Source organism: Providencia sp. UF-183, assembly GCF_058246155.1.
In genome coordinates, this window is the sequence record NZ_JBSICD010000007.1 from 1 (window position 1) to 26,096 (window position 26,096).

At 40.9% G+C, this 26,096-nt stretch carries 18 protein-coding genes, 2 pseudogenes and 1 other annotated feature; of the genes and pseudogenes, 13 read left to right on the forward strand and 7 right to left on the reverse strand.

Annotated features, from left to right (window positions below):
• Nucleotides 1-264: 264 nt before the first annotated feature.
• Nucleotides 265-789, reverse strand: a complete 525-nt coding sequence (sodC, locus tag AC4IFT_RS08235; RefSeq protein ID WP_490751068.1) for a superoxide dismutase [Cu-Zn] SodC — start codon at nt 787-789, stop codon at nt 265-267.
• 516 nt (nt 790-1,305) lie between these two features.
• Between sodC and AC4IFT_RS08240 the strand changes: the two genes are divergently transcribed.
• The gene (locus AC4IFT_RS08240; RefSeq protein ID WP_490736666.1) at nt 1,306-2,658 is read left to right on the forward strand and encodes an MFS transporter; all 1,353 of its coding nucleotides are present in this window, start codon (nt 1,306-1,308) and stop codon (nt 2,656-2,658) included.
• A gap of 78 nt (nt 2,659-2,736) precedes the next feature.
• Nucleotides 2,737-3,582, forward strand: a complete 846-nt coding sequence (locus AC4IFT_RS08245) for a phosphatidylinositol-specific phospholipase C domain-containing protein (RefSeq protein WP_490751069.1) — start codon at nt 2,737-2,739, stop codon at nt 3,580-3,582.
• A 69-nt stretch (nt 3,583-3,651) separates the two neighbouring features.
• Here the strand turns inward: AC4IFT_RS08245 and topA are convergent, their stop codons facing one another.
• Complete coding sequence (topA, locus tag AC4IFT_RS08250; RefSeq protein WP_490751070.1) at nt 3,652-6,258, reverse strand: type I DNA topoisomerase; 2,607 nt, start codon at nt 6,256-6,258, stop codon at nt 3,652-3,654.
• 289 nt (nt 6,259-6,547) lie between these two features.
• On the opposite strand from topA, the gene AC4IFT_RS08255 reads away from it, so the two are divergent.
• A complete protein-coding gene (locus tag AC4IFT_RS08255) occupies nt 6,548-6,805 on the forward strand; it encodes a DUF2498 family protein (RefSeq protein ID WP_273803175.1) in 258 nt (85 codons plus the stop codon).
• A 92-nt stretch (nt 6,806-6,897) separates the two neighbouring features.
• On the opposite strand, the gene sohB is transcribed toward AC4IFT_RS08255, so the two are convergent.
• Nucleotides 6,898-7,944 carry a protease SohB gene (sohB, locus tag AC4IFT_RS08260; protein ID WP_490751071.1) on the reverse strand — a complete coding sequence of 349 codons (1,047 nt, stop codon included), beginning with the start codon at nt 7,942-7,944 and terminating at the stop codon, nt 6,898-6,900.
• 178 nt (nt 7,945-8,122) lie between these two features.
• Here sohB and AC4IFT_RS08265 point away from each other — a divergent pair, with 178 nt between their 5' ends.
• The 3 genes from AC4IFT_RS08265 to AC4IFT_RS08275 all read left to right on the forward strand — a co-directional run bounded on the left by AC4IFT_RS08265 (nt 8,123) and on the right by AC4IFT_RS08275 (nt 12,110).
• On the forward strand, nt 8,123-8,887 hold the full coding sequence (locus AC4IFT_RS08265) for a YciK family oxidoreductase (protein WP_490736658.1): 765 nt from the start codon (nt 8,123-8,125) through the stop codon (nt 8,885-8,887).
• Nucleotides 8,888-8,893: 6 nt separating this feature from the next.
• Nucleotides 8,894-9,484 (forward strand): cob(I)yrinic acid a,c-diamide adenosyltransferase, encoded by a 591-nt coding sequence (cobO, locus tag AC4IFT_RS08270; RefSeq protein ID WP_490751072.1) that lies wholly within the window; start codon nt 8,894-8,896, stop codon nt 9,482-9,484.
• Between the two features lie 478 nt (nt 9,485-9,962).
• Nucleotides 9,963-12,110 carry a two-partner secretion domain-containing protein gene (locus tag AC4IFT_RS08275; RefSeq protein WP_490751073.1) on the forward strand — a complete coding sequence of 716 codons (2,148 nt, stop codon included), beginning with the start codon at nt 9,963-9,965 and terminating at the stop codon, nt 12,108-12,110.
• 63 nt (nt 12,111-12,173) lie between these two features.
• On the opposite strand, the gene aphA is transcribed toward AC4IFT_RS08275, so the two are convergent.
• The 4 genes from aphA to rnm all read right to left on the reverse strand — a co-directional run bounded on the left by aphA (nt 12,174) and on the right by rnm (nt 15,988).
• A complete protein-coding gene (gene aphA, locus AC4IFT_RS08280; protein WP_225819487.1) occupies nt 12,174-12,887 on the reverse strand; it encodes an acid phosphatase AphA in 714 nt (237 codons plus the stop codon).
• A 352-nt stretch (nt 12,888-13,239) separates the two neighbouring features.
• A complete protein-coding gene (rluB, locus tag AC4IFT_RS08285; protein ID WP_219247776.1) occupies nt 13,240-14,157 on the reverse strand; it encodes a 23S rRNA pseudouridine(2605) synthase RluB in 918 nt (305 codons plus the stop codon).
• Between the two features lie 165 nt (nt 14,158-14,322).
• Nucleotides 14,323-14,943 carry an L-threonylcarbamoyladenylate synthase gene (locus AC4IFT_RS08290; protein WP_353241579.1) on the reverse strand — a complete coding sequence of 207 codons (621 nt, stop codon included), beginning with the start codon at nt 14,941-14,943 and terminating at the stop codon, nt 14,323-14,325.
• Nucleotides 14,944-15,091: 148 nt separating this feature from the next.
• On the reverse strand, nt 15,092-15,988 hold the full coding sequence (gene rnm / locus AC4IFT_RS08295) for an RNase RNM (protein WP_490737229.1): 897 nt from the start codon (nt 15,986-15,988) through the stop codon (nt 15,092-15,094).
• A gap of 141 nt (nt 15,989-16,129) precedes the next feature.
• Nucleotides 16,130-16,232: a sequence feature (Trp leader region), on the forward strand.
• A gap of 26 nt (nt 16,233-16,258) precedes the next feature.
• Between rnm and AC4IFT_RS08300 the strand changes: the two genes are divergently transcribed.
• The 7 genes and pseudogenes from AC4IFT_RS08300 to AC4IFT_RS08330 all read left to right on the forward strand — a co-directional run bounded on the left by AC4IFT_RS08300 (nt 16,259) and on the right by AC4IFT_RS08330 (nt 25,562).
• Nucleotides 16,259-17,833 (forward strand): anthranilate synthase component 1, encoded by a 1,575-nt coding sequence (locus tag AC4IFT_RS08300; protein ID WP_490751074.1) that lies wholly within the window; start codon nt 16,259-16,261, stop codon nt 17,831-17,833.
• Nucleotides 17,833-18,406 (forward strand): annotated as a pseudogene (locus AC4IFT_RS08305) (glutamine amidotransferase-related protein); the annotation flags it as partial. The gene AC4IFT_RS08300 and the pseudogene AC4IFT_RS08305, both read left to right, overlap by 1 nt.
• A gap of 67 nt (nt 18,407-18,473) precedes the next feature.
• Nucleotides 18,474-19,466 (forward strand): annotated as a pseudogene (gene trpD, locus AC4IFT_RS08310) (anthranilate phosphoribosyltransferase); the annotation flags it as partial.
• Between the two features lies 1 nt (nt 19,467).
• Nucleotides 19,468-20,844 (forward strand): bifunctional indole-3-glycerol-phosphate synthase TrpC/phosphoribosylanthranilate isomerase TrpF, encoded by a 1,377-nt coding sequence (gene trpCF / locus AC4IFT_RS08315; RefSeq protein WP_490751075.1) that lies wholly within the window; start codon nt 19,468-19,470, stop codon nt 20,842-20,844.
• A gap of 61 nt (nt 20,845-20,905) precedes the next feature.
• A complete protein-coding gene (trpB, locus tag AC4IFT_RS08320; protein WP_490751076.1) occupies nt 20,906-22,096 on the forward strand; it encodes a tryptophan synthase subunit beta in 1,191 nt (396 codons plus the stop codon).
• Nucleotides 22,096-22,902: a tryptophan synthase subunit alpha gene (trpA, locus tag AC4IFT_RS08325; protein WP_490751077.1), complete on the forward strand. Its 807-nt coding sequence runs from the start codon at nt 22,096-22,098 to the stop codon at nt 22,900-22,902. The genes trpB and trpA overlap by 1 nt, the downstream gene beginning before the upstream one ends.
• Nucleotides 22,903-23,405: 503 nt before the next feature.
• Nucleotides 23,406-25,562, forward strand: coding sequence for a two-partner secretion domain-containing protein (locus tag AC4IFT_RS08330; protein WP_490751078.1), 2,157 nt, complete (start codon nt 23,406-23,408; stop codon nt 25,560-25,562).
• Nucleotides 25,563-26,096: the final 534 nt, after the last annotated feature.

Sequence of the window (26,096 nt, forward strand, 5' to 3'; positions counted from 1 at the left end):
TGCGTTGTGGCTAGGCGGCAAGTGAAGCTAAGCCCTAGAAGCATACACCAGTATGTGACTAGGGTTAGCAAGCACAGTCAACGACGCCACAGCGTAAAATACGGTCAGTTAAGGACTCCCCTTAACAGTTTAGACCTTGCTCTAAATAGTTTGCGTTGTGGCTAGGCGGCAAGTGAAGCTAAGCCCTAGGAGCATACACCAGTATGTGACTAGGGTTAGCAAGCGCAGCCAACAACGCCACAGCGTAAAATATGACGAGCAAAATTATTTGATGACACCACAGGCCATCCTCGCCCCACCACCACCTAACGCTTCTGGATTATCAGAATAATTATCGCCACCCACATGCACCATTAGCGCACGGTCTTGCACATCTTTCAGTGTTTTTAAGCGTGGCGCTAAAACCGCATAATCGGCATTACCTTGGCTATCTGCGACTAGACCCGGTAAATCCCCCAAGTGACCTGAATTATCATATGGTCCTTTGTGAACACCCGTTTTTGCTGGGTCTAAATGCCCACCCGCTTTAAGTGCAGGAACGGGTTTGCCGTCTTTTTCTCCTGGCTCACAGCTTGGATTTTCGTGAACATGGAAACCATGAATACCGGATTGTAAACCTGAAAGTTTTGGTGTGAACAGTAATCCATACTCAGTTTCAGAGATAACCACCTCACCAATGGTTTTGCCATCACCGGTTGGTGTTGCTTCTTTTAATACCACTGTGGATTGTGCCGCATAAGCTGTGCCCGCGGTCAGTAAAGCGGCGAGTAAACACATTTTTAACTTCATATTGCCTCCAGTAGATAACATTTATAATCATTCCATCGACTTACCTTAAGATAATCAAGGCAAGAACTGTTACTGTTTCTGCATTAGTGTCAATGACTGTACTTAAACTAACATAAATTTGTTATCACTTTGGTGCTGGATTTGGCTTTAGTTAATAAATGATAGTTATATCACAATCAACCTCGTTAATTTGCTACTCCTAAATGGCTTTAATGAGAATGATTATGCCGTTATTAATTTATAATAAAAATTTCATTTCAGTATGTTTACGTAAAATAACCTATTGATAAAAAATGTTAACATGCTGTGAAAACGATCACAGTATATTATTTTTATTTCGCCTACATTTCAGACTATTCATTTCACATGAAATAAATAGGAAACAAAAATTTCATAAAGTCCCACCAAGTTAAAAAGCAACTTAAATAAAAAGAAGCGTTGTACCTTACAAATAAAACGAGCTATCAAAAATAACACTATGTTTTCTTAAACTTTATAATAAGTGGAAAATAGATTATGAATACTCTTGCCAAAAAGTTTGGTTTTTCAGCACACACCATTATTCAACTTATTTTTATTACCGCAAACGCCCAGTTATTGTATGCCTTTTGGGATTTGCGGAACTCCTTACCACTCGGCTTTCCTGTCGCAATGGGCATCACTGACGCACAAGCAGGCCAACTCTATTCAATGCAAGGATTAGTAATTTTACTGGGTACCCTGGCTCTCGGTTGGGTCGGTGATAGGTTTAAAGTCCGTGTGATTATGTTAATCACTACACTCGGCGTTGGCTGTATTTCCCTTTTCATCGCCTTAAACTCACCCGGCTTAAGCATGCCGACCCTACTGCTGTGCTTTTTCTCTATGTTGTTACTCAGTGAGGTATTATTTAAACCCGCCAACTTTAAAGCCGTCAGCTTATCAACCACCAAAGAGCACCAAGGTGTCGCATTCGGTATGTTTGAGTTTGGACGAGGTTTATTGGCATTTTTGATGAGTTTATTATGGGCAGCAATGGTTTACTACGAAGCCAGTAGCCGCACCATGATGATCACGTCATCAATTATTGTACTCGCCACTGCGATACTCATTTTCTTAGCTGTACCGAAAGACGCCCGAGTCAGTGAAGATGCGGATACCGTAAGCTCAGTAAAAGAAGCCCTGCTTGGGGTATTAAAAGTCATTAAATTACCGATTGTTTGGGTAACAGGCCTTAACGTTTTTTGTATTTACGGCACCTTTGTGGCAGCTGGCACTTACTTTGCTCGTTTTTTACAGGCAGGTTATGGAGCATCCGCAACCGTCGCAGCAGTATTTGTATCCGTGGTGATTGCGCTGCGAATGTTACCGTTATTATCCACATTGCTGGTCACTTTAGCGTTTAAATCCACCGCCCATTTTATGCGTTTTATGTCGTTTGTTCTGGTGATTTTACTCGCGGCTATTGGTACTTTATTCTACATGAACCCCGCCTCAATCACGGAGTTTATGGCGGGCCAAGCACCTGACAATATCATTAGCCCAGCGGTTCGTAACTCCATAATGATCCTGATGTTATGTGCCTCTGCATGCTGCTTTATGATCCGAGGCGTCTACTATGCCCCGATCGGTGAGTTTGGGATTGATAAAAAGCATGCTTCCGCGGCAATGTCTTTGGCTATCACAATTGGCTACCTCCCTGCACTACTGGCGCCATTAATTTTAGGTAAAATCATTTTTAGCCCACAATTAAATGAACAAGGGCAAGTCGTCAAAGAAATTCTCACACCAACAAATATTATTGGTAATGTTTTTATTGGCTTATCCGTCTTAACGTTAATCGCTGCTTTACTGTCTTGGACCGTGATTAAAATGAAAAAAGCACAATAAAACATTGATATGATAACGACAATGAGCCGTTACAATAACGGCTCATTGCCTATTTAGAAAATGGACTAGGTAAGCACTATGCACAATAATAATTATATTGATTGGCTAAAGTATGTCGCAGATGAATTGTCCGTAACGGATTTATTGCTCCCGGGGACTCACGATGCCATCACATCAACTTGTGATCAGCCCTATTACCAAACCCAGACATTATCGCTCTCAGAGCAGCTTAACTGTGGCGTTCGTTTTTTTGACTTAAGGCTAACTCGCAATCTGAATATTGCGCACCGTGAATGGCACAGTGACATCAAGGCAGAAGACCTTTTCCAGTGTTTTATTTCTTTCCTTGATACACACCCTACTGAATTTGTCATTTTACGTATTCAAAATGCCAATGAGAAAAAAGATGATTTTGAGGAGTATAAACAAGCCCTTATCCCATTTATTGTGCCTTACTTAAAACATATCTTACTGCCTGAAAAAATTGATGAAAACATCTTTGCTTGGCCAAGCGTAAAGCAGCTTAGAGGAAAAATATTGGCAATTGAATGTGCTCCACCAGAATTGCATGTTTCAACATTAGAGGATGGTACTCGTTGGGCTCATAATTGGCATCAGAATCCCTTGATTTCATTACAAGATAATTGGAATGGCCCTGAGGTTCAGGAGAAAATTAATGACATCCTAGCATTAATTCACAGTGATGAAGATACCAATGACCAGCAACTCGTACTTAATCATATTAGTGCGACAAATGGTCATCTGGGCAGCCCAATGGCGTATGCAGACATCATTAACCCTATTATTCGCAATGAATTAGTGACGTTAAACCAGGCTATGCAAAAAGGCATATTAATCTTTGATTTTATTGATGAAGATTTAGCAAAGAAAACGATTAAAGTGAATCAATTACAAATCGCTTAACACAAAAAAAATGCCAATCAATAATAGATTGGCATTCCTATTTTTAACCTGAAAAGTAACCTTAACGAATTACTTCTCTTTCACTTCCCACTTACCGTCAACGTAGAAAGCACTCCAGCCGGTTGCTTTACCGTCTTTTTCCGAAGAAACATATTGTTGCTTGGTTTTACGGCTAAAACGAACGACGGTCGGGTTTCCTTCACCATCTTCCGCTGGCGCTTCTGCTAAATAAGCAAGCTTTTCAGGTAGTCTATCTTTAAAGCGTTGCAATTCAGACACTAATGGTGCGCGTGTTTCTCTGGATTTCGGGAAGGTATTGGCTGCAAGGAACACCCCAGCTGCACCATCACGTAATACAAAGTAAGCGTCAGATTTTTCACACGGTAATTCAGGTAGCGGAACAGGATCCTCTTTCGGTGGCGCAACTTCACCACTTCTTAAGATCTTACGTGTGTTTTTACACTCTTCATTGGTGCAACCCATGTATTTACCAAAACGCCCCATTTTCAGGTGCATTTCAGAGCCACATTTGTCACATTCAATGACAGGGCCGTCGTAGCCTTTAATACGGAATTCGCCTTCTTCGATTTCATAACCTTCACATGCAGGGTTATTACCACATACATGTAATTTACGTTGGTTATCAATCAAGTAGCTATCCATCGCTGTGCCACATTTCGGACAACGACGTTTCGCTCTCAGCGCGTTAGTTTCCGCATCATCCCCTTCTAGTACGTTAAGTACCTCATCTTCAGGGATCAGGTTGATGGTTTTCTTACAGCGTTCTTTCGGTGGTAATGCATAACCGCTACAACCCAAGAATACCCCTGTGGATGCCGTACGGATACCCATATGACGCTCACAATCAGGACAGGTTATTGATGTAATAACCATCGGATTGGTACGCATCCCACCTTCTTCTGGGTCTTTTTCCGCAACATCAAGTTGGGTACTAAAATCAGAGAAGAATTCATCAAGAACCGCTTTCCACTCGGCATCATGGTTTGCAACATGGTCGAGTTGGTTTTCCATTCGTGCAGTAAAATCGTAGTTCATTAAATCGTTAAAGTTTTCTTCTAAACGATCCGTGACGATTTCACCCATTTTTTCTGCATAGAAACGGCGATTTTCAACTTTGACATATCCTCTATCTTGGATAGTCGAAATAATGGCTGCATAAGTTGAAGGACGGCCAATTCCACGTTTTTCGAGCTCTTTAACCAGTGATGCTTCACTAAAACGCGCTGGCGGCTTAGTAAAGTGCTGACTTGGTAATAATTCGATTAATGATAATTCCGTGCCTACTTGAATAGGTGGCAAGGTTTTATCTTCATCATTTTTGCGCAGCGCAGGCATCACTTTCGTCCAACCATCGAAACGCAACGTGCGCCCTTTGGCTTTCAGTTCAAAGTCTCCCGCTTTCACGGTTAAGGTCGTAGAGTCATATTTCGCAGGCGTCATTTGACACGCAACAAACTGGTTCCAAATTAATTGGTACAACCGTTTTGCGTCATTTTCCATATCTTTTAGTGAATCAGGTAAGACATCTACACTAGAAGGACGGATGGCCTCATGAGCCTCTTGAGAATTATCTTTGCTGCTATATACATTGACATCTTTCGGCAGATATTTCGCCCCAAAATTATCATTAATATAGCCGCGAACCATATCTAACGCATCTTGGCTCAAGTTTGTTGAGTCAGTACGCATATATGTGATGTAACCCGCTTCATATAGACGCTGAGCCATCATCATAGTTTTCTTCACTCCAAAACCTAAGCGTGTACTTGCCGCTTGTTGCAGTGTTGAAGTGATATAAGGTGCGCTTGGTTTACTTGATGTTGGTCGGTCTTCGCGGTCAATGACCTCAAAGCGCGCTTTTTCAAGTAGCTTTACCGCCGCAGTCGTTTGCGCCTTATTAACAGGCTTGAACGATTTACCGGCTTGTGACGTGACTTCCATGCGCAAATTCGCAATGTCTTTATCTGCTAAATCTGCATGTAATTCCCAATATTCTTCAGGAACAAATGCTTTAATTTCGCGTTCGCGCTCAACAATCAGTTTTACTGCAACCGATTGAACACGTCCCGCAGATAAACCACGTGCCACTTTTTTCCACAATAATGGGGATACCATGTACCCCACAACGCGGTCCATAAAGCGACGAGCTTGCTGGGCGTTAACCCGATCAATATTTAGCTCACCAGGGCTATCAAATGCTTGGGTGATGGCATTTTTCGTGATTTCGTTAAAAACAACACGACTAAAACGTGAATCATCACCGCCAATCACTTCACGCAAATGCCATGCGATCGCTTCTCCCTCGCGGTCCAAGTCCGTTGCGAGGTAGATATGATCGGCATCAGCCGCCAGAGATTTCAGCTCAGAAACCACCTTTTCCTTACCCGGTAGAATTTGATAATTCGCCTTCCAACCATGATAAGGGTCTATACCCATGCGATTCACTAATGCATCACGTGGATCTTTTTTAACTTTCTTTGCTTTCTCGGTAGATGAGCCTGTACTCTTTTGTGAGCCGGTTTGTGAACCAGAGCCGCTTTTCGGCAGATCACGAATATGGCCGACGCTGCTTTTCACAACGTAGCCACTGCCAAGATACTTGTTAATTGTCTTGGCTTTTGCCGGGGACTCCACGATAACAAGAGCTTTACCCATATTTACCTTTACCTGAATATCAACTATGGCGCACTTTTACATAAAAATGCACAAAATGAGAATCTGTTTTTTATATTGCGATACAATCACAATATATCAATATATTTTCAATCAATTATTTGTGTTGAAACAAAACTTATAATCTCAGTCACGTTATTCTACAAGCCATAAAAGTCTTCTAGCTGACTGATTTTAACCATATAAAGGCATTAAGCCATAATTGAAAACCACACACTCTACCTGATAAAATGCTAGAAGCAACCAATTATTTTTTCAAGGGAGCCCTATTATGCAAGACAATCTTCAGTACATTACAAAAACAGAGTTACTTGAAAAAGCTAACGATATCATAAAGAAGCATGACGAGTATATTCACGGGATGTTTGTAGACACCGTAGAACAGCATCGTGGCACACTGGTTTTTAAAGGGGAATTTTTTCTCGATGAAAATGGTATCCCAACATTAAAAAGTACCGCTGCTTTTAATATGTACAAACATCTTGCGCATGTTCTTTCTGAACAATACCAATTACGTGAAAATGACTAATTAACATTCAATAATTGATAAAAAATTACCGGCATTCGTGCCGGTAATTAATAGTAGAATTAAAACAGAATATTTGCGAGGCGACTATTCATTTATAACATCGGTTTTTGACCACGCTGCCACCAGCGCAATAAAAGGTTATCGACGCTGTTTGCTGCACTGCCCATCACTTTGTCCATCATTTTTTTACTTAGGACATAACGAACACCGACAATCTCTTTTGCGTCAATGGCGTCAATAATAATATCATCACTTACGCCAATGCTATCCACTAGCCCTTTTTCGAGTGCCTGTGAACCGTACCAGTATTCACCCGTTGCAACCTTATCAATATCTAACGAAGGCCGATTTTGATGAACAAACTGTTTGAAAAGGTCATGCGTTGAATTTAAATCTTCCACAAACTTTTTACGACCTTGCTCAGTATTTTCACCTAACAAAGTCAGTGTTCTTTTATATTCACCGGCAGTATGAAGTTCAACATCCACATCGTGTTTCTTTAATAGTCGATGAATATTGGGAATTTGTGCCACAACACCAATAGAGCCAATAATCGAAAATGGTGCTGCGATGATTTTATCCGCAATACAGGCCATCATATAACCGCCGCTTGCCGCCACTTTATCCACCGCAACTGTGAGTGGAATGTTCTTTTCTTTTAAACGGCGTAACTGTGATGCCGCCAGCCCATAACCATGAACCATACCACCAGGGCTTTCCAAACGAAGTAAAACTTCATCTTGTGCGTCAGCAACTGCAAGAACTGCACTGATTTCTTCTCTTAAAGATGCTACTTCACGTGCATCCATACTGCCTTTAAAGTCTAAGACATATAAACAAGGCTTTTTAACAGAGGTTTGCCCAAGTTTCGCCCCAGTTTTCTCACTTTTTGATTTTGCTTTTTGCTGTTTTTTGAATGCCTTGAGCCAAGCTTTATGCTCAGATTCATTCATTTTCACTTGTTGCATTTGGCGTTGACGTTCACGATAATTTTCACCTAAATCAGTGAGTTTTAGCGAGCCTTTAGCGCCTTGGCGACGCATACCTACACCAAAGACAAAAATTGCCAGCAAAACAATCGCCACCACAATAGTGACGACTTTTGCTAAAAATAATCCATACAAAGAGAAATACTCCACAACATGATCCTTCTGATATTTATCTTCAACGCAAAAATAATCTCACGATTATGGCTAAACAACCAGAAAAAAACGTATTTGACGCCATAAACTACGTAGATATCTATGTTAGATTAGCCAAAAACTCGAATCAGTGCGATGATACTGTTACATTTAATTCACAACCATAGGAAAGAATATGCTTCAATATCAGCCTAGACAAGACCTATTGAAAGGCAAAACGATACTCGTCACTGGCGCAGGCGATGGCATTGGTCGTGAAGCCGCCCTAACCTATGCCCGATTCGGTGCAGCATTGATCCTTGTCGGCAGAACACAGCATAAATTAGACGCTGTTAGCCACGAAATCACCGCAATTTCAGGCAAAAAATCGCCATGCTATGTTTTGGATTTATTAACCACAACTGAGGAAGATTGCCTTGCATTAGCCACGCAAATATCTAAGAACGTTCCATATCTGGATGGCGTCTTACATAATGCGGGTATTCTTGGGGTCATTGCCCCCATTGCAGAACAACCGACCCAGCTTTGGCACGATGTCATGCAAATTAACGTGAATGCGACTTTTATGCTCACGCAATCCCTACTCCCCTTACTATTGAAAGCGCCAAATGCGTCATTAGTTTTCACCAGCTCCAGTGTTGGAAAACAAGGTCGCACTGGTTGGGGAGCTTACGCCGTGTCTAAATTCGCAACAGAAGGCCTAATGCAAGTGCTCGCTGAAGAGTATAAAACTAGCCATTTGCGCGTAAACTGCATTAATCCAGGGGGAACTCGAACCAGCATGCGTGCAAGTGCATTCCCTGAAGAAGACCCACAAAAACTCAAAACTCCTGCGGATATTATGCCGATTTACGTTTACTTAATGGGCGATGATAGCATTCGAAAAACGGGGAGCAGTTATGATGCACAACCGGGTCGTAAACCGGGCGCAGCGGAGTAATCGACTATGTCACAAAGCCGACATGAAGAACGCCAACAACGCTTAAAAGAAAAAGTGGATGCGCGTATAGAAGCTGCTCAAATTGAACGCGGGATTATCATTGTCTTCACTGGCAATGGTAAAGGTAAAACCACTGCGGCATTTGGTACCGTCTGTCGAGCCATCGGTCATGGTAAGAAAGCCGCTGTTGTGCAATTTATTAAAGGGGGCTGGGATAACGGTGAGCGGGAACTCTTAGAACCACTCGGCGCACCTTTTTTTGTGATGTCCACGGGTTTTACGTGGGAAACACAAAATAAAGAAACCGACACCCTTGCCTGTCTTGAAACATGGCATCATGCCAAGCGACTGTTAAGTGATCCTCAGTATGATTTGGTTGTGTTAGATGAGCTGACCTATATGCTTAGTTACCACTACCTTGGATTAGATGAAGTACTGCAAGCATTACAGAGCCGCCCAGCCAATCAGTCTGTTATTATTACAGGTAGAGGGTGTCACCGTGATTTGATTGATTTAGCGGATACGGTCACTGAAATGCGCCCTATTAAACATGCTTTTGATATTGGAATTAAAGCGCAAAAAGGCATTGATTGGTAAATTAGAGAAATATAACTTAGCAATAGCAAATTTAAATCATGCTATTGCTAAGTTTTTATAATCTGAAAATTAACGCAGGGTCACATTATTAAAATCCAATATTTTCCGTTTATTTCAATTTCAGTGTTAAATTATTTCGGTAATTTTTATAATGCATATTTAAATCATAATAAAACCTAATGATTAATTCCCGATATTTTCTTTTTAATATTTATAACTACGTGTTCACCCTTGAGTAAACACACTAATTAATTCATTTTCAAAACAACCCTAACCCGTTGTTTTTATACTGCATTTTATTTTTAATATACATTTACTCTAAATTTATCCTCAAGTGGCCATTCTTTGATAGTCGATAATGTTTTAACCCACGTTAACATTATTAATTTTATTTAAATTTATATTTCAGCATAATTAAACTGCAATAATGGATTGTTCGTTATTTTAGATATTGTCTATTTTAATTTAAGGGATATATATGCAAAACGTTTCAATGACTAATTTTAATGTTCCTACATTGAAATTCAAACCTTTATTTCTGTGTGTATCAATGATTGTCGGTTCAACAACGATTGCACAAGCAGCAATCACACCAACAAACGGCGCGGGTGTTATGGTTCAAGGGAATGGCCCAACCGTTGTTTACATCAATAAACCATCTGAAGGTGGGGTATCTCACAATATTTATAGTCAATTTGATGTCGACCAAAAAGGGGTTATTTTAAATAACAGCGCAGGTATGTCTAATACGACGCTAGGCGGTAAAATTGGCGGAAATGGTAATGTTGCTGGTAATCGTGCCAAAGTGATCCTAAATGAAGTTAACTCCAATACAGCGACCACATTAAATGGCATGATTGAAGTTGCAGGCGGTAAAGCGCAGGTCATCGTCGCGAACGCGTCCGGTATTACCTGTAATAATTGCGGATTTATCAATACCAGCCGCAATACATTAACCACTGGGAAAGTTTCCATCGGTGGTAATGGCTTAGTCAATGACTACAGTGTACAACAAGGAAAAATTACCATTAATGGTAATTTCAATTCAAATTCTCCTACTGACCTAATTGCACGTTCAGTCGCTATCAACGGTGCAGTTTCAGCCCAGCGTTTAAACGTGGTTGCAGGGAATAACCGAGTCAACGCAGCAGGTGAAGTCGTCGGAACAACAACGGCTGTCGGAACTAAACCAAGTGTTGGTATTGATGTTTCTGCTTTAGGCGGAATGTATGCAAATAAAATTTCGTTAGTTGCGACCGAAACAGGTGTCGGCGTTTCAAACTCGGGTGATATCGTTTCCCAGAATGGTGCTATTACTCTGGATACTGCAGGTACTGTTAATAATATTAACGGTAATATTAACTCTGCAAATACCCTCGATATCAATGCTGCGGGTCTGACAAACAGCGGCACGATAGCTGGCACGAAAAACGTCAATATTAAGGCTGCTGGCACTGGTTCCGTTAATAACGACCGTGGCCGCATTAGCTCCCTCAATAATGATGTTAATATTACTACCTTAGGTACATTAGCGAATAATAACGGTACCATTGAAGCACTGCAAAATGTGACTACATTGTCTGATTCTTTCATTAATGATAATGGTGCAGTAAGAGCGGCGAAAGGAAACATTAAGGTTCATGCAACCAATGTTATTTATAACCGTGATTATTTAGCTAATCAAAATGATCCAAATAAAGGGTTTATCGCTGGGCAAGATGTCAATATTGATGCAGTGCGTATTGTGAATGAAAACTCCAATATCACCGCAGGCAGAGATGTCACTTTAAATGTTCAAAACTCGATTGAAAATATGGCAAACAGTAAGATTGTTGCCAAACGTCGTGCTGAAATCAACACGATGTATTTAACGCAATCTAATTCTGAGCTGAATGCCATCAATGGCCGTATGGATCTCGATGCTTCCGTGGCATTAACTAATGATTCACTCTCTAAAATTCATAGTGGTAAACTGCTGAATATCAATGCAAATCAATTGACTAACGCAGGTTCAATTATTTCTGACAACGGTAAGTCTGAAATCAAAGCGAACATGATGAATAACCTGTCTGGTTATATCAAAGGCAAAAATTTAGCAATCACTGCACATTCAATTGAAAATCAATCTGGCCTTATCCACGCTGAAAATAATTTGGATATTCAAACAAGTCATTTAGGCAACAGTTACAGTTCTGGATTTAAACAAGTGAATGCAAAATTTGGTTTAACAGACCAAAACGGCGGTTTACAAACCAATGATGGCACCATCAAAATTAAAGGTGATAGCCTTTATGGCATCTATGGTTCTATTGCTGCAAACGTAAATAACAACGATGCTGCGCGTAATGATGTGGATATTAAATTAAAAGCATCCTTGAACAATAATTACGGCGAAATCACCAGTGCTAATAACCAGAAAGTTGATGTGGGTTCACTCGAAAACTATTCAGGTAAAATGGCTGCGGGTAAAAATATGACTATTGAGTCAAAGAATCGTGTGAATAACCAGTATGGAACTATTAGTTCTAACGGTACAACTAAAGTCACGAGCCCTATTGTGACAAGTGGAACAACAGGAACTATCACAGGTAACCGCGTTGTTATTGATGCAATTGTGAATAACTAATACTTATTTTAATGCAGTAAAAAAGGCGACTCTTAAGTCGCCTTTTTCATATTCAAAATTTAATTAAAATTCTGAATTAATCACGACTTCTTCACCAAAACGCCCTGCTTTTGGCAGCGGTTGGTAAGATGAATTTGCCGCACGTAAAATACGAACACCGCGAATACCTAACTCATGAGCCGCTGCGATATCCGCATCTGCATCACCATAATAGATAGTCAGTTTGTGATCACGCATCCAGCTTACTTTATTATTTTGACCCGGCTCATCGCCAGCAAAAATAACCGGTTGCATTTTATCCGCGGGGATAGCTAAGCCCTCTTGAACATACTTAGTGACAGTTTCAGTTTTTGTCTTCGTACGCCCTGTAATGAAATAAACGGTATCACCGCGGTCTAAGTGCATTTTGACTAAATCAATACCCACTTGTTTTGGCATACTGAATTTGTCCCACTCATTGTTCATTTTCTCCCAAAACTGCTGATTTTTCAAATAACTAAAATCATTTGGGGAAAACTCAAGTTTACCACGGTAGAAGCCTGGGCTAGAGAATAACACTGTATCGTCGATATCAAAACCTACGGCCATTGGCGCTTTGCCTTCTAGGCTTTGCTTGATTTGTTCAATAGAAACCCAATGAATAGGTTGCTGTTGTGCTAATTCAACAACGGTAACGCCCGGGCTGACGGTTTCTGGCATTGGAATTTTAGCTTGAGATGTTGCCGTAAACGTTAAAGCTAATGCAACCGCACTCAGCGTCAGTGTTATTTTTTTCATCTTTTATCCTTATCGAGTTTATCCACGTATAAACCATTCTTTATTCATTTGGATAAACCACATTTATTCGTGTAAGTAATAGACGTTGCTGCTTATAGTGTTCTGGAGTTTATAAGTACGTTTTGCAGCAATTATGTGAGTTAAATCTCACATAGGGCTTGATGTTAAGTTTTTTTGTTACATTAAAATGAGATAGACATCTCATTTTAATTATCTATTACAGATAGGTATTGTGATTCTGTGAACTGAGCCAGCAATTTACGCTTAAATACACAAGCTAACTTATTATTTTTAAGGATAAAAAAAGCGATGGTGTTATGCCATCGCTTCTTAATAAGAGCAGCGCAATAAATTAGATGCGTGTACGACGCTTAGCAGTCGGCCCTGAAGATTGGCGCTTAGATGCAGGTCGTGAAGCCACTTGAGTGTGACGTTTCACAGCACGGCGAATTTGATTCGCTTTAATTCTACGTTGATCGCGCTCAACGGCAACTTTGCTTTCAGTTTCAACTGGCAACTCAACTAATTCACGCAGGTAGTTCGTTTGTTCCAGACCTAACTCAGTCCAGCCGCCACGCGGTAAGCCTTTTGGTAAATCGATATCACCATAACGCACACGGATCAAACGGCTAACTTGCACACCTACGGATTCCCATAAACGACGAACTTCACGGTTACGTCCCTCTGTTAAGGTGACGTTATACCACTGATTCATCCCTTCACCACCTCGATATGAGACGGTTTTAAAAGAGGCGGGACCATCTTCAAGTTGAACACCTTGGGTCAACTGGCGGATTTTTGCATCGTTAATTTCACCAAAAACACGCACTGCGTATTCACGTTCGACTTCACGACTTGGATGCATTAAGCGATTAGCTAACTCACCGTCAGTGGTAAATAACAGCAATCCACTGGTATTCACATCAAGACGACCAACAGCAATCCATCTTGCCCCTGTCAGTTTTGGCAAACGTGTAAAGACCGTTGGGCGACCTTCAGGGTCGTGACGTGTACACAACTCACCTTCAGGTTTGTAATACGCCATCACACGGCAAATTTCTTTTTCAGCTTCTTTGATTGCCAATAAACGGCCATCTAAACGAATTTTAGTTGATGCTTTGACTTCGACACGGTCGCCCAAAGTGGCGATTTTTCCGTCTACGCTGATCCGACCTGCTTGCAGGAAGGTTTCGATTTCACGACGTGAACCATGCCCAGAACGAGCAAGGATTTTTTGTAATTTCTCTGTATTTTGCGGTTTAGCGCTCATGTAACCCTCTACTGTCGCCTTCACAGGCGTCAAATAACTTTTTGCCTAGTACAAAAACGAGCGCAAAAAGTCATGAATTTGAAAACCCGCGCATTATACACAGGTTTCCCCTGAACCCCTACCATTTATCACGTTATCGCACTTTCGATGCCTAAACGGCCTGTTTTATTCAAATGGCGACGGATCACCAGTGCCAACACGTGCCACAACCGGAGTATCATCAGTGAAATCAATGACTGTGGTTGGTTTCTGGCCGATATAACCACCGTGGATCACTAAGTCCACTTGTTTGTCTAATAAATCACGAATTTCTTCTGGATCAGATTGAGTAAAATCATCACCTGGCATAATCAAACTCGTTGACATCAGTGGCTCACCAACGGCTTCCAATAAGTCACGCGCAATTGGGTTTGATGGAACACGCAAACCAATTGTTTTACGTTTTTCATTCATCAAACGGCGAGGTACTTCTTTGGTGGCTTTTAAGATAAACGTGTAATTACCTGGGGTATTATTCTTAATTAAACGAAATACCGTATTATCCACGTGTGCATAGTTAGAAAGCTCAGAAAGATCACGGCACATTAACGTAAAATTGTGGTTAGCATCTAACTGGCGGATACGGCAAATTCTCTGCAATGCGTCTTTTTCTTCTAAACGACAACCAATGGCATAACCTGAATCTGTAGGATAAACCACCACGCCGCCTTTATTTAGGATCTCAACACTTTGGCTGATTAACCGAGCTTGCGGGTTATCCGGATGGACATAAAAAAACTGGCTCATATATACCTCAACAATTTGGTATCGACAGCATCACCCGGCAAAACACCTAAAAATGGCACTATCTCTTTGTTCAATGGAGTGGATAGTTTTAAGCTAATCACTCTCTGTCTCTTATTATTTTACACCGACCTACCAATACATCAACGAATTAGCTGTTTTTTACCTCATTCCACAGCGTCCAAACTGCTTGGTCGTCATTTGGTAACCAAAGATTTCGACCCAATTCAATCCAAGAACAAGGACGATGGAAGTCAGAGCCCACAGAGGTTCGTAAATCGGCGTTTTTTGCTAGCTCGGCTAAATACTGTTTTTCATTAGCAGGTTGTTGGCAATGGGAAATCTCCATTGCATCGCCACCATGCTCTTTGAAATACGCAATGACCCGTTTTAACCACTTGTTTGAAAGTTGGTATTTAGACGGGTGAGCTAAAACGGCCACACCACCTGCGGCATGGATAGCCTCAATGGCAGCTTCAATGCTACACCATGTTGCAGGCACATAACCGGTTTTGCCTTTAGACAAATAGCGTTTAAATACATTGTTGATGGTTTTTTCTTTGCCAATTTTCACGATATATTGCGCAAAATGCGCACGTGTCACCTGCCCACCACCCGATATGTTTTTTGCATTATCCCACGCGTCTTCAATACCCGCTTTTTGTAAGCGCCGCCCCATCTCAATACCGCGTTCTTCGCGCCGAGCCGATTGCTCAGCAAGGAGCGCTCGCATTGCAGGGTGTTCTGGGGAAAAATTTAAACCAACAATATGGATTTCAATGTTTTCCCATAATGTTGAAATTTCCACCCCATTAACTAACTCAATCGGCTTTTCGTTATCGCGTAAATATTGTCTCGCTTGCAGCAAACCCTCACACGTATCATGGTCAGTGATCGCTAAAACATTGATGCCTTTTTCAATCGCTCGCTCGATTAACGCCTCTGGCATTAAATCCCCATCAGAAGCTGTCGTATGGCTATGTAAGTCGTAGCGTGTGAGTAACGGTGTCGACGCTGGTTGCAAGGTAATATCGTCTCCAATTTCCATAAATAGCTATTTTTTCCTAAAGAATTAACAAAGTACTTGACACTTTCAAGGCGATCCAGTTTACTAGTACGCAAGATGGCTTGCAGCCAAAATTATTCAGTTTATCCAGTGAGGCACATTATGGCTTTAATTAACTTAACAAATCGTTGGTGGCGTGACTTCCCAAATTGGGCGGAAGCCGCACACGCATAGTTAAACCATGCCTCAGTGCCAAACCCGCCCTTCATACGGCGGGTTTTTTAATGTCTAAAATTAGCTTAAGGCAACAAAATGAACAAACAAAACACCACATTAGCACATTTTACGTATCTGGATAGCCCAATTAACTATCAGCCAGATCCTACGCTGCTATTTAATCACTTATGTGATTCCGTTCCATCAACCATGTTGCTGGAGTCTGCTGAAATCAATAATAAAGCTAACTTACAAAGTTTATTGATTGTTAATAGTGCGCTGCGTATTCGCGCTTTTGGCCAACGCGTCGAAGTTGAAGCATTAACCTTAAATGGCCAAGCCTTGCTACCTTTGCTGTTAGAACAGCTTTCTGGGTTGATATCCACCCACACTATTGAAACCCCGTTATTGACTGTCACCTTTGAACAGCCTAACGCCGCTTTAGATGAAGATAGCCGCTTAAAAGCAGCATCATGCTTAGACGTGTTACGTGCATTGCCGGCCCTAGCGCAAACCTACTCCACTAAACCAGAAACGGTATTTGTGGGCGGATTATTTGCTTATGACCTTGTAGCAAACTTTGAATCTATCCCTGATGTTAAGGCAGTCAATCAGTGCCCTGATTACTGTTTCTTTGTGGCAGAACACTATTTAGTGATCGACCATCAAAACCAAGCGGCGCGTATAAAAAGCTGCATTTTCAGCCAAGATGAACAAACGCTGGACTCTGTTAAATATCGTCACAATGAAATTATTGCGTCTTGCCGCCCATTTTTACCTGCACTGCCTTTGCAAAGTGAGCCTAACTTCCAAGTTACTTTGAGTAAAAATGACCAAGAATATTGCGCTATTGTCACCTCCTTAAAAGAAGCGATTTATTGTGGGGATATCTTCCAAGTGGTGCCATCGCGTAAATTCACTATGCCATGTTCGCATCCACTGATTGCGTATCAAAAACTAAAGGCGCAAAACCCAAGTCCTTATATGTTTTATATGCAAGATCAGGATTTCACGCTGTTTGGTGCATCACCAGAAAGCGCGTTGAAATATGCCACCAGCGACCGAAAAGTAGAAATTTACCCTATCGCCGGTACTCGCCCTCGCGGTCGTAACACTCAAGGGGATATCGACCTTGATTTAGACAGCCGAATTGAACTGTCAATGCGTACCGATGCAAAAGAACTCGCTGAGCACATCATGCTGGTTGACCTTGCACGTAATGACCTCGCGCGCATCTGTGAGGCTGGTAGCCGCTATGTCGCAGACTTAACCAAAGTCGATCGTTATTCCTTTGTGATGCACTTAGTTTCCCATGTCGTCGGGACGCTGCGCCACGATTTGGACGTTTTTCATGCTTATCAAGCCTGTATGAATATGGGCACATTAACGGGAGCACCAAAAGTGAAAGCCATGCAATTAATTGCGCAATATGAACAACAGCGTCGTGGCTCCTATGGTGGTGCGGTGGGTTATTTCAATGGCAGAGGCGATTTCGATACCTGTATCGTCATCCGTTCAGCGTATGTCGAAAACGGCATTGCAACCGTGCAGGCAGGCGGTGGTGTCGTTCTGGATTCATCACCTCAAGCAGAAGCTGATGAAACGCGTAATAAAGCACGCGCAGTGATCCGTGCAATTGCCCAAGCTCACCAAGTGAAGGAGTTATTCTAATGGCGAATATCTTACTGCTCGATAATGTGGATTCTTTCACTTACAACTTGGTCGATCAATTACGCGCAAGTGGCCACCAAGTGGTTATTTACCGTAATACCGTGAGCTCAGAGCATATTTTATCCGTTTTAAACCAAATGAGCTCGCCGATTTTAGTATTATCGCCAGGCCCGGGGAAACCGAGCGAAGCAGGCTCTATGCCTGACGTTTTAAAACAGGTTATTGGCAAAATTCCTGTGATTGGGATTTGCTTAGGTCACCAAGCCATCGTTGAAGCGTACGGCGGCGTTGTTTCTTCCGCAGGTGAGATTTTACATGGTAAGGCGTCCCTTGCCACCCACGATGGGCAAGCGATGTTTGCTGATCTCGAAAATCCTATTTCCGTGGCACGTTACCACTCTTTAGTGGGTAGTCAAATTCCTGAAACACTGACAATCAGTGCGCAATCCAACGGAATGGTCATGGCCGTGCGAAATGAGCAAGACAGAGTATGTGGGTTCCAATTTCACCCTGAATCTATTTTAACAACGCTAGGTAAACAGTTGTTAGAAAATACCGTGGCGTGGGCTCTTTCTACACCCAATGCAAGCACCACTACTCATTCGCACTAACGGGATATAGAGAGCCAATTATGCAAAACATTTATGATAAATTATTCAAAGCGCAGCCACTTACACAACAAGAAAGTCAGTATTTATTTAATGCCATTATTCAAGGTGAATTGACTGAGCCACAACTGGCCGCTGTGCTTATCAGCATGAAAATGCGCGGTGAACAACCGCAAGAAATTGCAGGTGCTGCCCTTGCCTGCCTAGAAAATGCTCAGCCATTCCCGCGCCCTGACTATCAGTTCAGTGACATCGTAGGAACCGGTGGTGATGGCGCAAACAGTATTAATATCTCAACCGCTAGCGCATTTGTTGCCGCTGAGGCCGGAATAAAAGTCGCTAAGCATGGTAACCGCAGTGTATCCAGTCGCTCTGGGTCATCGGACTTATTAGCCGCCTTTGGTATTGCCCTTGATTTAAGTGCCCAAAGTGCCCGTGATACCTTAGACGATTTAGGGGTATGTTTCTTATTCGCACCGCAATACCACAGTGGTTTTCGCCATGCAGCACCTGTTCGCTCACAACTGAAAACACGGACATTATTTAACGTCCTTGGGCCATTAATCAACCCAGCTCGCCCACCTATCGCGTTAATTGGTGTTTATCAAGAATCACTCGTCAAACCGGTGGCAGAAACCTTAGATATGCTTGGTTTTACCCGTGCAGCTGTGGTACACAGTGGAGGGATGGATGAAGTTTCGCTTCATGCCACAACCCAAGTTGCTGAATTAAAAGACGGCGTACTGCATCATTACCAATTAACTGCGGATAATTTTGGCTTAGCACCGTATCAATTACGTGATTTAGAAGGCGGTACACCAGAAGAAAACCGTGTTCTATTAACCCAGTTGTTACAAGGGCATGGTAAAGCCGCTCATGAAGCTGCCGTCGCAGCTAATGTGGCGATGTTAATGCGAATTAACGGCCATGAAGATTTAAAACAAAATAGCGAACATGCTCTCGCGATTATTCGCAGCGGCAAATCATTCGACCGAGTCACCGCGCTCGCTGCAAGGAACCAATAAAATGAAAGCGACAGTATTACAAAAAATTGTTGATGATAAAGCTATTTACCTTGTTGAACGCAAAGCGAAACAACCCTTAGAGAGTTTTTTTTCCACTTTACAGCCAAGCCAACGTAGCTTTTATGAGGCTTTGAGCGCTAAACGCCCTGTTTTTATTTTGGAATGTAAAAAGGCGTCTCCATCAAAAGGATTAATTCGTGAAGATTTCGACCCTGAAGTCATTGCTAAAACCTATGCGCCTTACGCGTCTGCGATTTCCGTTCTCACTGACGAAAAATATTTTCAGGGGAATATGGAATACCTGACCATTGTCAGTAATACAGTTAAACAGCCTGTTTTATGCAAAGATTTTATTATCGACCCATACCAAATTTACCTTGCTCGCCATTATCAAGCTGATGCTATCTTATTGATGTTATCAGTATTAAATGATGAAGAATATGTGGCTTTAGCGGATGTTGCCCATCAACTCAATATGGGTGTTTTAACCGAAGTGAGTAACGAAGAAGAACTTGAGCGTGCTATTAAATTAAAGTCTAAAGTCGTAGGAATTAATAACCGAGACTTACGCGATTTATCTATTGATTTAAATCGAACTCGTGAATTAGCACCACGTTTAGCACCAGAAACGATTGTGATCAGTGAGTCTGGCATTCATTTACATCAGCATATTCAATCCCTTAGCCAATATGCTAACGGCTTTTTGATTGGTAGCGCGTTGATGGAGCAAGATGACCTCGCAAAAGCATTGCAAAAATTGCTGGTCGGTGAGCATAAAGTGTGTGGTTTGACTCGCGAACAAGATGCAAAAACGGCTTTCGACGCTGGCGCTTGTTTTGGAGGGTTAATCTTTGCTGAATCCTCCCCTCGCAAAGTGACACTGTCACAAGCTGAGCGTATCGTACATTCTGCGCCTTTAAAATATGTTGGTGTATTCCGTAACCAATCCGTCGATTTTGTCGCCCATATCGCGGAAAAATTAGCGCTTTTTGCCGTGCAATTACACGGTAATGAAGACCTGCAATATATTCAGGAAATTCGCGCCAATCTACCAAGTTATTGTGAAGTATGGAAAGCATTGGATATGTCGCAAACTAACCCCGCTGAATACGAGGTTCCAGATATCGATGTACTTTTACTCGATAACGGCCAAGGTGGGACAGGGAAAAGCTTCGATTGGTCCGCTATTCCAACAACCACAAAACAGAAGTTAATGATAGCGGGTGGATTAAATCCACAAAACTGCCTTCAAGCCGCTAAATTGCTGTGCAATGGCCTCGATTTTAACTCTGGTGTCGAAATTGAACCTGGCATTAAGAGTGAGCAAAAAATTAAGTTAGTGTTATCAACGTTACTGGCTGAATCGACAGTCCAATAAAGCGAAATGATAAGACTAAACCAATATATTACGTTTTAACTGATGAGATGGATAACAAATAATGAGCAAATTAGATCCGTATTTCGGTGAGTTTGGTGGGCAATATGTGCCAGAGATTTTAATCCCTGCACTCAATCAATTAGAAGATGCCTTTATTGCCGCACAAGACGACGCAGAATTTATCAAAGAATTTCATGACCTCCTTAAAAACTATGCAGGTCGCCCAACAGCGTTAACGCTGTGCAAAAACCTCACAGCAGGCACCAAAACAAAGTTGTATTTAAAGCGTGAAGACCTTCTTCATGGTGGCGCACACAAAACCAATCAAGTATTGGGCCAAGCGTTACTGGCTAAACGCATGGGTAAAACAGAGATTATTGCTGAAACGGGTGCGGGACAGCATGGTGTTGCCACAGCGTTAGCTTGCGCATTGCTTAATATGAAATGTCGTATTTATATGGGAGCCAAAGACGTTGAGCGCCAGTCTCCCAATGTGTTTAGAATGAAATTAATGGGCGCAGAGGTTATCCCTGTCCACAGTGGCTCTGCCACCCTTAAAGATGCTTGTAACGAAGCACTGAGAGACTGGTCTGGTAGCTATGATAAAGCACATTATTTACTGGGTACTGCGGCAGGCCCTCACCCTTATCCAACCATCGTGCGCGAATTTCAGCGCATGATTGGTGACGAAGCGAAACAACAAATTCTTGAAAAAGAAGGCCGTTTACCCGATGCCGTCATTGCATGCATTGGTGGTGGCTCTAATGCAATTGGTATGTTTGCCTCTTTTATCCCTGAAGAAAATGTCAACCTCATTGGCGTTGAACCTGCGGGCTTAGGGATTGAGTCAGGGCAGCATGGCGCGCCGTTAAAACATGGTCGCGTTGGTATCTATTTTGGAATGAAGTCGCCAATGATGCAGACCAGCGAGGGACAAATAGAAGAATCGTATTCAATCTCAGCAGGTTTAGATTTCCCTTCTGTTGGGCCTCAGCACGCGCATTTAAACAGTATTGGACGCGCTGAATATGTCTCTATTACGGATGATGAAGCATTAAATGCATTTAAGCTGTTATCTCGTAAAGAAGGCATTATTCCTGCATTAGAATCCTCACACGCTTTGGCTTATGCGTTAAAAATGGCAGAGCAGGAACCCAATAAAGAGCAATTATTAATTGTCAATTTATCAGGTCGTGGTGATAAGGATATTTTTACTGTGCATGATATTTTAGCTAGCAAAGGGGAAATCTAATGGAACGTTACAACCAACTTTTTGAACGTCTAAATAACCTAAACCAAGGTGCTTTCGTTCCCTTTGTCACTTTAGGTGACCCCGATGCCGAACTCTCGCTGAAAATTGTTGATGCTTTAATTGAAGGTGGCGCTGATGCACTGGAAATTGGTATTCCATTCTCAGACCCGCTGGCGGATGGCCCAACAATTCAAAATGCCAACTTACGCGCATTTAAAAGCGAAATTACACCGACAATATGCTTTGAATTACTCAGTCGTATTCGCGCAAAACACCCAACCATGCCAATTGGTTTATTAGTGTATGCAAACCTTGTATTTACAAATGGCATTGAAAACTTTTATATTCGCTGCCAGAAAGCAGGCGTTGATTCTGTTTTAGTTGCAGATGTTCCGATGAACGAATCCAAACCCTTTCGTGAAGCCGCCCTCGCCCATGATATTGCGCCTATTTTCATTTGCCCACCTAATGGTGACGATGATTTATTGCAACAAATCAGCGAGCATAGTCGTGGTTATACTTATTTATTATCAAGAGCTGGCGTGACGGGCACTGAACAACGCGCTCAAATGCCATTAACCCACTTGGTCGATAAACTGAAGCAATATCAGGCAGCTCCTGCACTCCAAGGTTTTGGTATTTCTGAACCCGCGCAAGTCACTGAAGCGATTAAAAGTGGTGCTGCGGGGGCTATTTCAGGTTCTGCTGTAGTTAAAATTATTGAAAACAATCTTAATCAGCCAGATGTCATGCTAAAAGCCTTGACTGAATTTGTCAGAAAAATGAAAAACGCAACACAGAAATAATATATTTAAAGATTAAGCCACCCTACTTTATTGGGTGGTTTTTTCTTTAATAAAAAAATACACCATATTCGGATTAGTCATTTCATTTCGTATCTGTATTTTTTGGTTTATTACAGTGTTTTTTATTATTAGTTTTCAAAAATATCAGAATTATCAATATCAATAATTAAATCAAGTACCTTTCCTTAGTATACATAAATAACTCTAAATGATTGGCTTATTAGTTAATATTATATTTACGTGTTATCACCCGAGTAATAACCCCTAAACTGTCCATTTCAGAGTATATTTAATATATTGATTTTTATACCATTTTAAACTTAAGCGATATAAAAAACCAATATGCAATACATGAGCTAATTTTATTCTTTTAACATCCCCCTCAATCAACTTAAGTACAATTAAATTTTATTGCAGATAATAATAACGCATAATTATTAAGCTTTAATGGAGTTTTAATTAGCTATTTTTAATTTTATCTATAGTCTATTTTAGGGAAATGTATGAAACATCTAAATCATCAATCTATCAGCCAACCAACGCTGAAGATTAAACCTCTGTTTTTAAGTGTATGTGTTATTTTAGGTTCTGTTTCTGTCGCACAAGCTGCGATCGTCAACACTAACGGTGCTGGTGTTATGAACCAAAATAACGGCCCTACAATTGTTCATATCAAAGGTGCAAGCGATAAAGGTGTTTCTCATAACATCTATAGCCAATTTGATGTTGACCAGAAAGGCGTTATTCTGAATAACAGTGCAACTAATACGAATACCACACTGGGTGGCCAGATCAATGGTAACCTCAATCTAAATAACGGTAATGGCCCTGCTAAAGTTATTCTAAATGAAGTTAACTCCACCAAAGCAAGTACCCTCAACGGTATGGTAGAAGTGGCTGGTACTAAAGCACAAGTTATCGTTGCTAACGCATCCGGTATTACGTGTAATAACTGTGGCTTTATTAATACCGAACGTGCCACTTTAACGACGGGTAAGCCTATCGTGGCAGGTGGTGATGTGGTTGGCTACAATGTTGAAAAAGGCCAAATTATCATTAATAGCCGCTTACAATCCGATTCCCCAACTGACATTATTGCGCGTTCTGCGGTGATCCGTGGCGACATCAATGCTAAAGAAATCAATATTGTTACGGGTAATAACTTTGTTGATGCAAAAGGCAATTACGTCACTAATGTTCAAGGTGTTGGTGCGACAACACGAGTTGGTATCGATGTGTCCGCATTAGGCGGCATGTATGCTGATAAAATTACGTTAGTTTCAACTGAAAGTGGTACTGGTGTATCCAACTATGGCAACATGGTTGCAGGCTCTGGTGGCATTAATATCGATTCAAAAGGCCTTGTTTATAACCAAAATGCCAAAATGAATGCAAATGGCAAAATTAATATCAAAACTAACTCAGGGTTATACAATAACTCAACAATTATGAGTAATGGCGATATTGATATTAATACCAATAATGCAATCTTAAGTAATGTTAGCGGTCAAATTAAATCTAATGGTGGTAGCGTTAATCTAACAACAGCTTCAAACATTGATAATCGCAGTGGTATTGTAGATGCACAACAAGATATCAATCTCGTATCAACTAACCTGCTTAACACTAACGGCTCAATCAAAACTAACCGTGGTGACATTGATATTCGTGCAACAGGCACCATTGAAAACTATTACAACTTACGTAATAACGTTATTAATGCAGATAACCGCGGGATCAGAGCAGGCAATAACGTTACTATTAATGCAGGTAAATTAGTAAATAGTAATTCAACAATTTCAGGCCGTGATATTGCGATTAATGCACGTACTGCAATTGTTAATGATAGTAGCAGTGAAATTGCAGCAAAACGCCGTATTGATATTGATGCAGAAACATTGCAAAACAGCAATTCGTTGATCAAAAGCACCAATGGCCAAACGAATATCACGCTATCTCATAACCTCGTAAACAATGGTTATGCGGCAATAGACAGTGGAAAAGCGTTAAATATTAAAGCCAATATCGTTACTAACCAAGGTTCTTTAGTCTCTCGTGCTGGGAAATCTAAATTTGATGTTTATAGCTTAGTCAACCAATACGGCTACATCAAAGGAACTAACTTAGATATTAAAGCAACAAATGTCACAAACAACCGTGGTTTGATTACAGCTGAAAATAATGTTGTTATCAACACAACCACTCTGGATAATAGCTACGCAAGCGGTTTTAATGGTTATGCAAGCAAGTTCGGTGTTGCAGGTAGAACAGGTGGTATTTACGCTGAAGATGGTGCAGTAACCATCAATGCAAATAGCTTAAATAACTATTCTGGTATTATCACTGCAGACATGAGCGAAAGAAGCGGTGCTAAAGGTGATATCAGTATTAAGCTGAGAAATGATTTAGATAACCGCTATGGTAAAATCCAAGGTGCAAATACCGTAAAATTAGATGTAAATAAGTTAAACAATACTTATTCAGGTTTAGTGCATGCAGGTAAAGATTTAATCATCGATGCATTTACTCGTGTTGATAATAATAATGGCCGTTTAAGTTCCAATGGAACAACTAAAATTACAAGCCCTGTAATTTACAATAGCCCATATGGACAGATTTTGGGTTCGACTATTATTTTAAACACACCTAATTATTACTAATTAGTAAAAGAGGCCTTCCGGCCTCTTCTTTCTATGATACAGTATCATTTAGGTTCAATTAATCAGTTTCTATTTATTTAAAAATAGCTCCATTTAAGATGGTTTTATGAGAAAGCGTAATAAATCATTTTACCTAAAAAATTAATTAAATAAAAACGCCCAACCACACCAGTTTGGGGTTTATTTTTCATCGACTGATATTGCTAAATTTATCTCTTAGCCTGATAAATTATGTTTACATTTTTATATTCGCGGGCTTAGATAGCGTACCAGGGCATCATGTTTCAAAATTTAGCTATCCAACTAATCGAATGAAATTTCAATTAGTTAATACACGATTTTAGGATTAATTGTTAATTTATTCATCTAGTTTAATTTTATTTGTTTCATATTTTTACTATTAACATTAAAAAAATAAATATCATAAATATAAACAATGAAGTTACCAAGTAAACCTTACAATCATAAATAACACTGCATAGTTGTTTTATTTTTCAATACTATATATACGTGCTATTACCCGAGTAATAACAC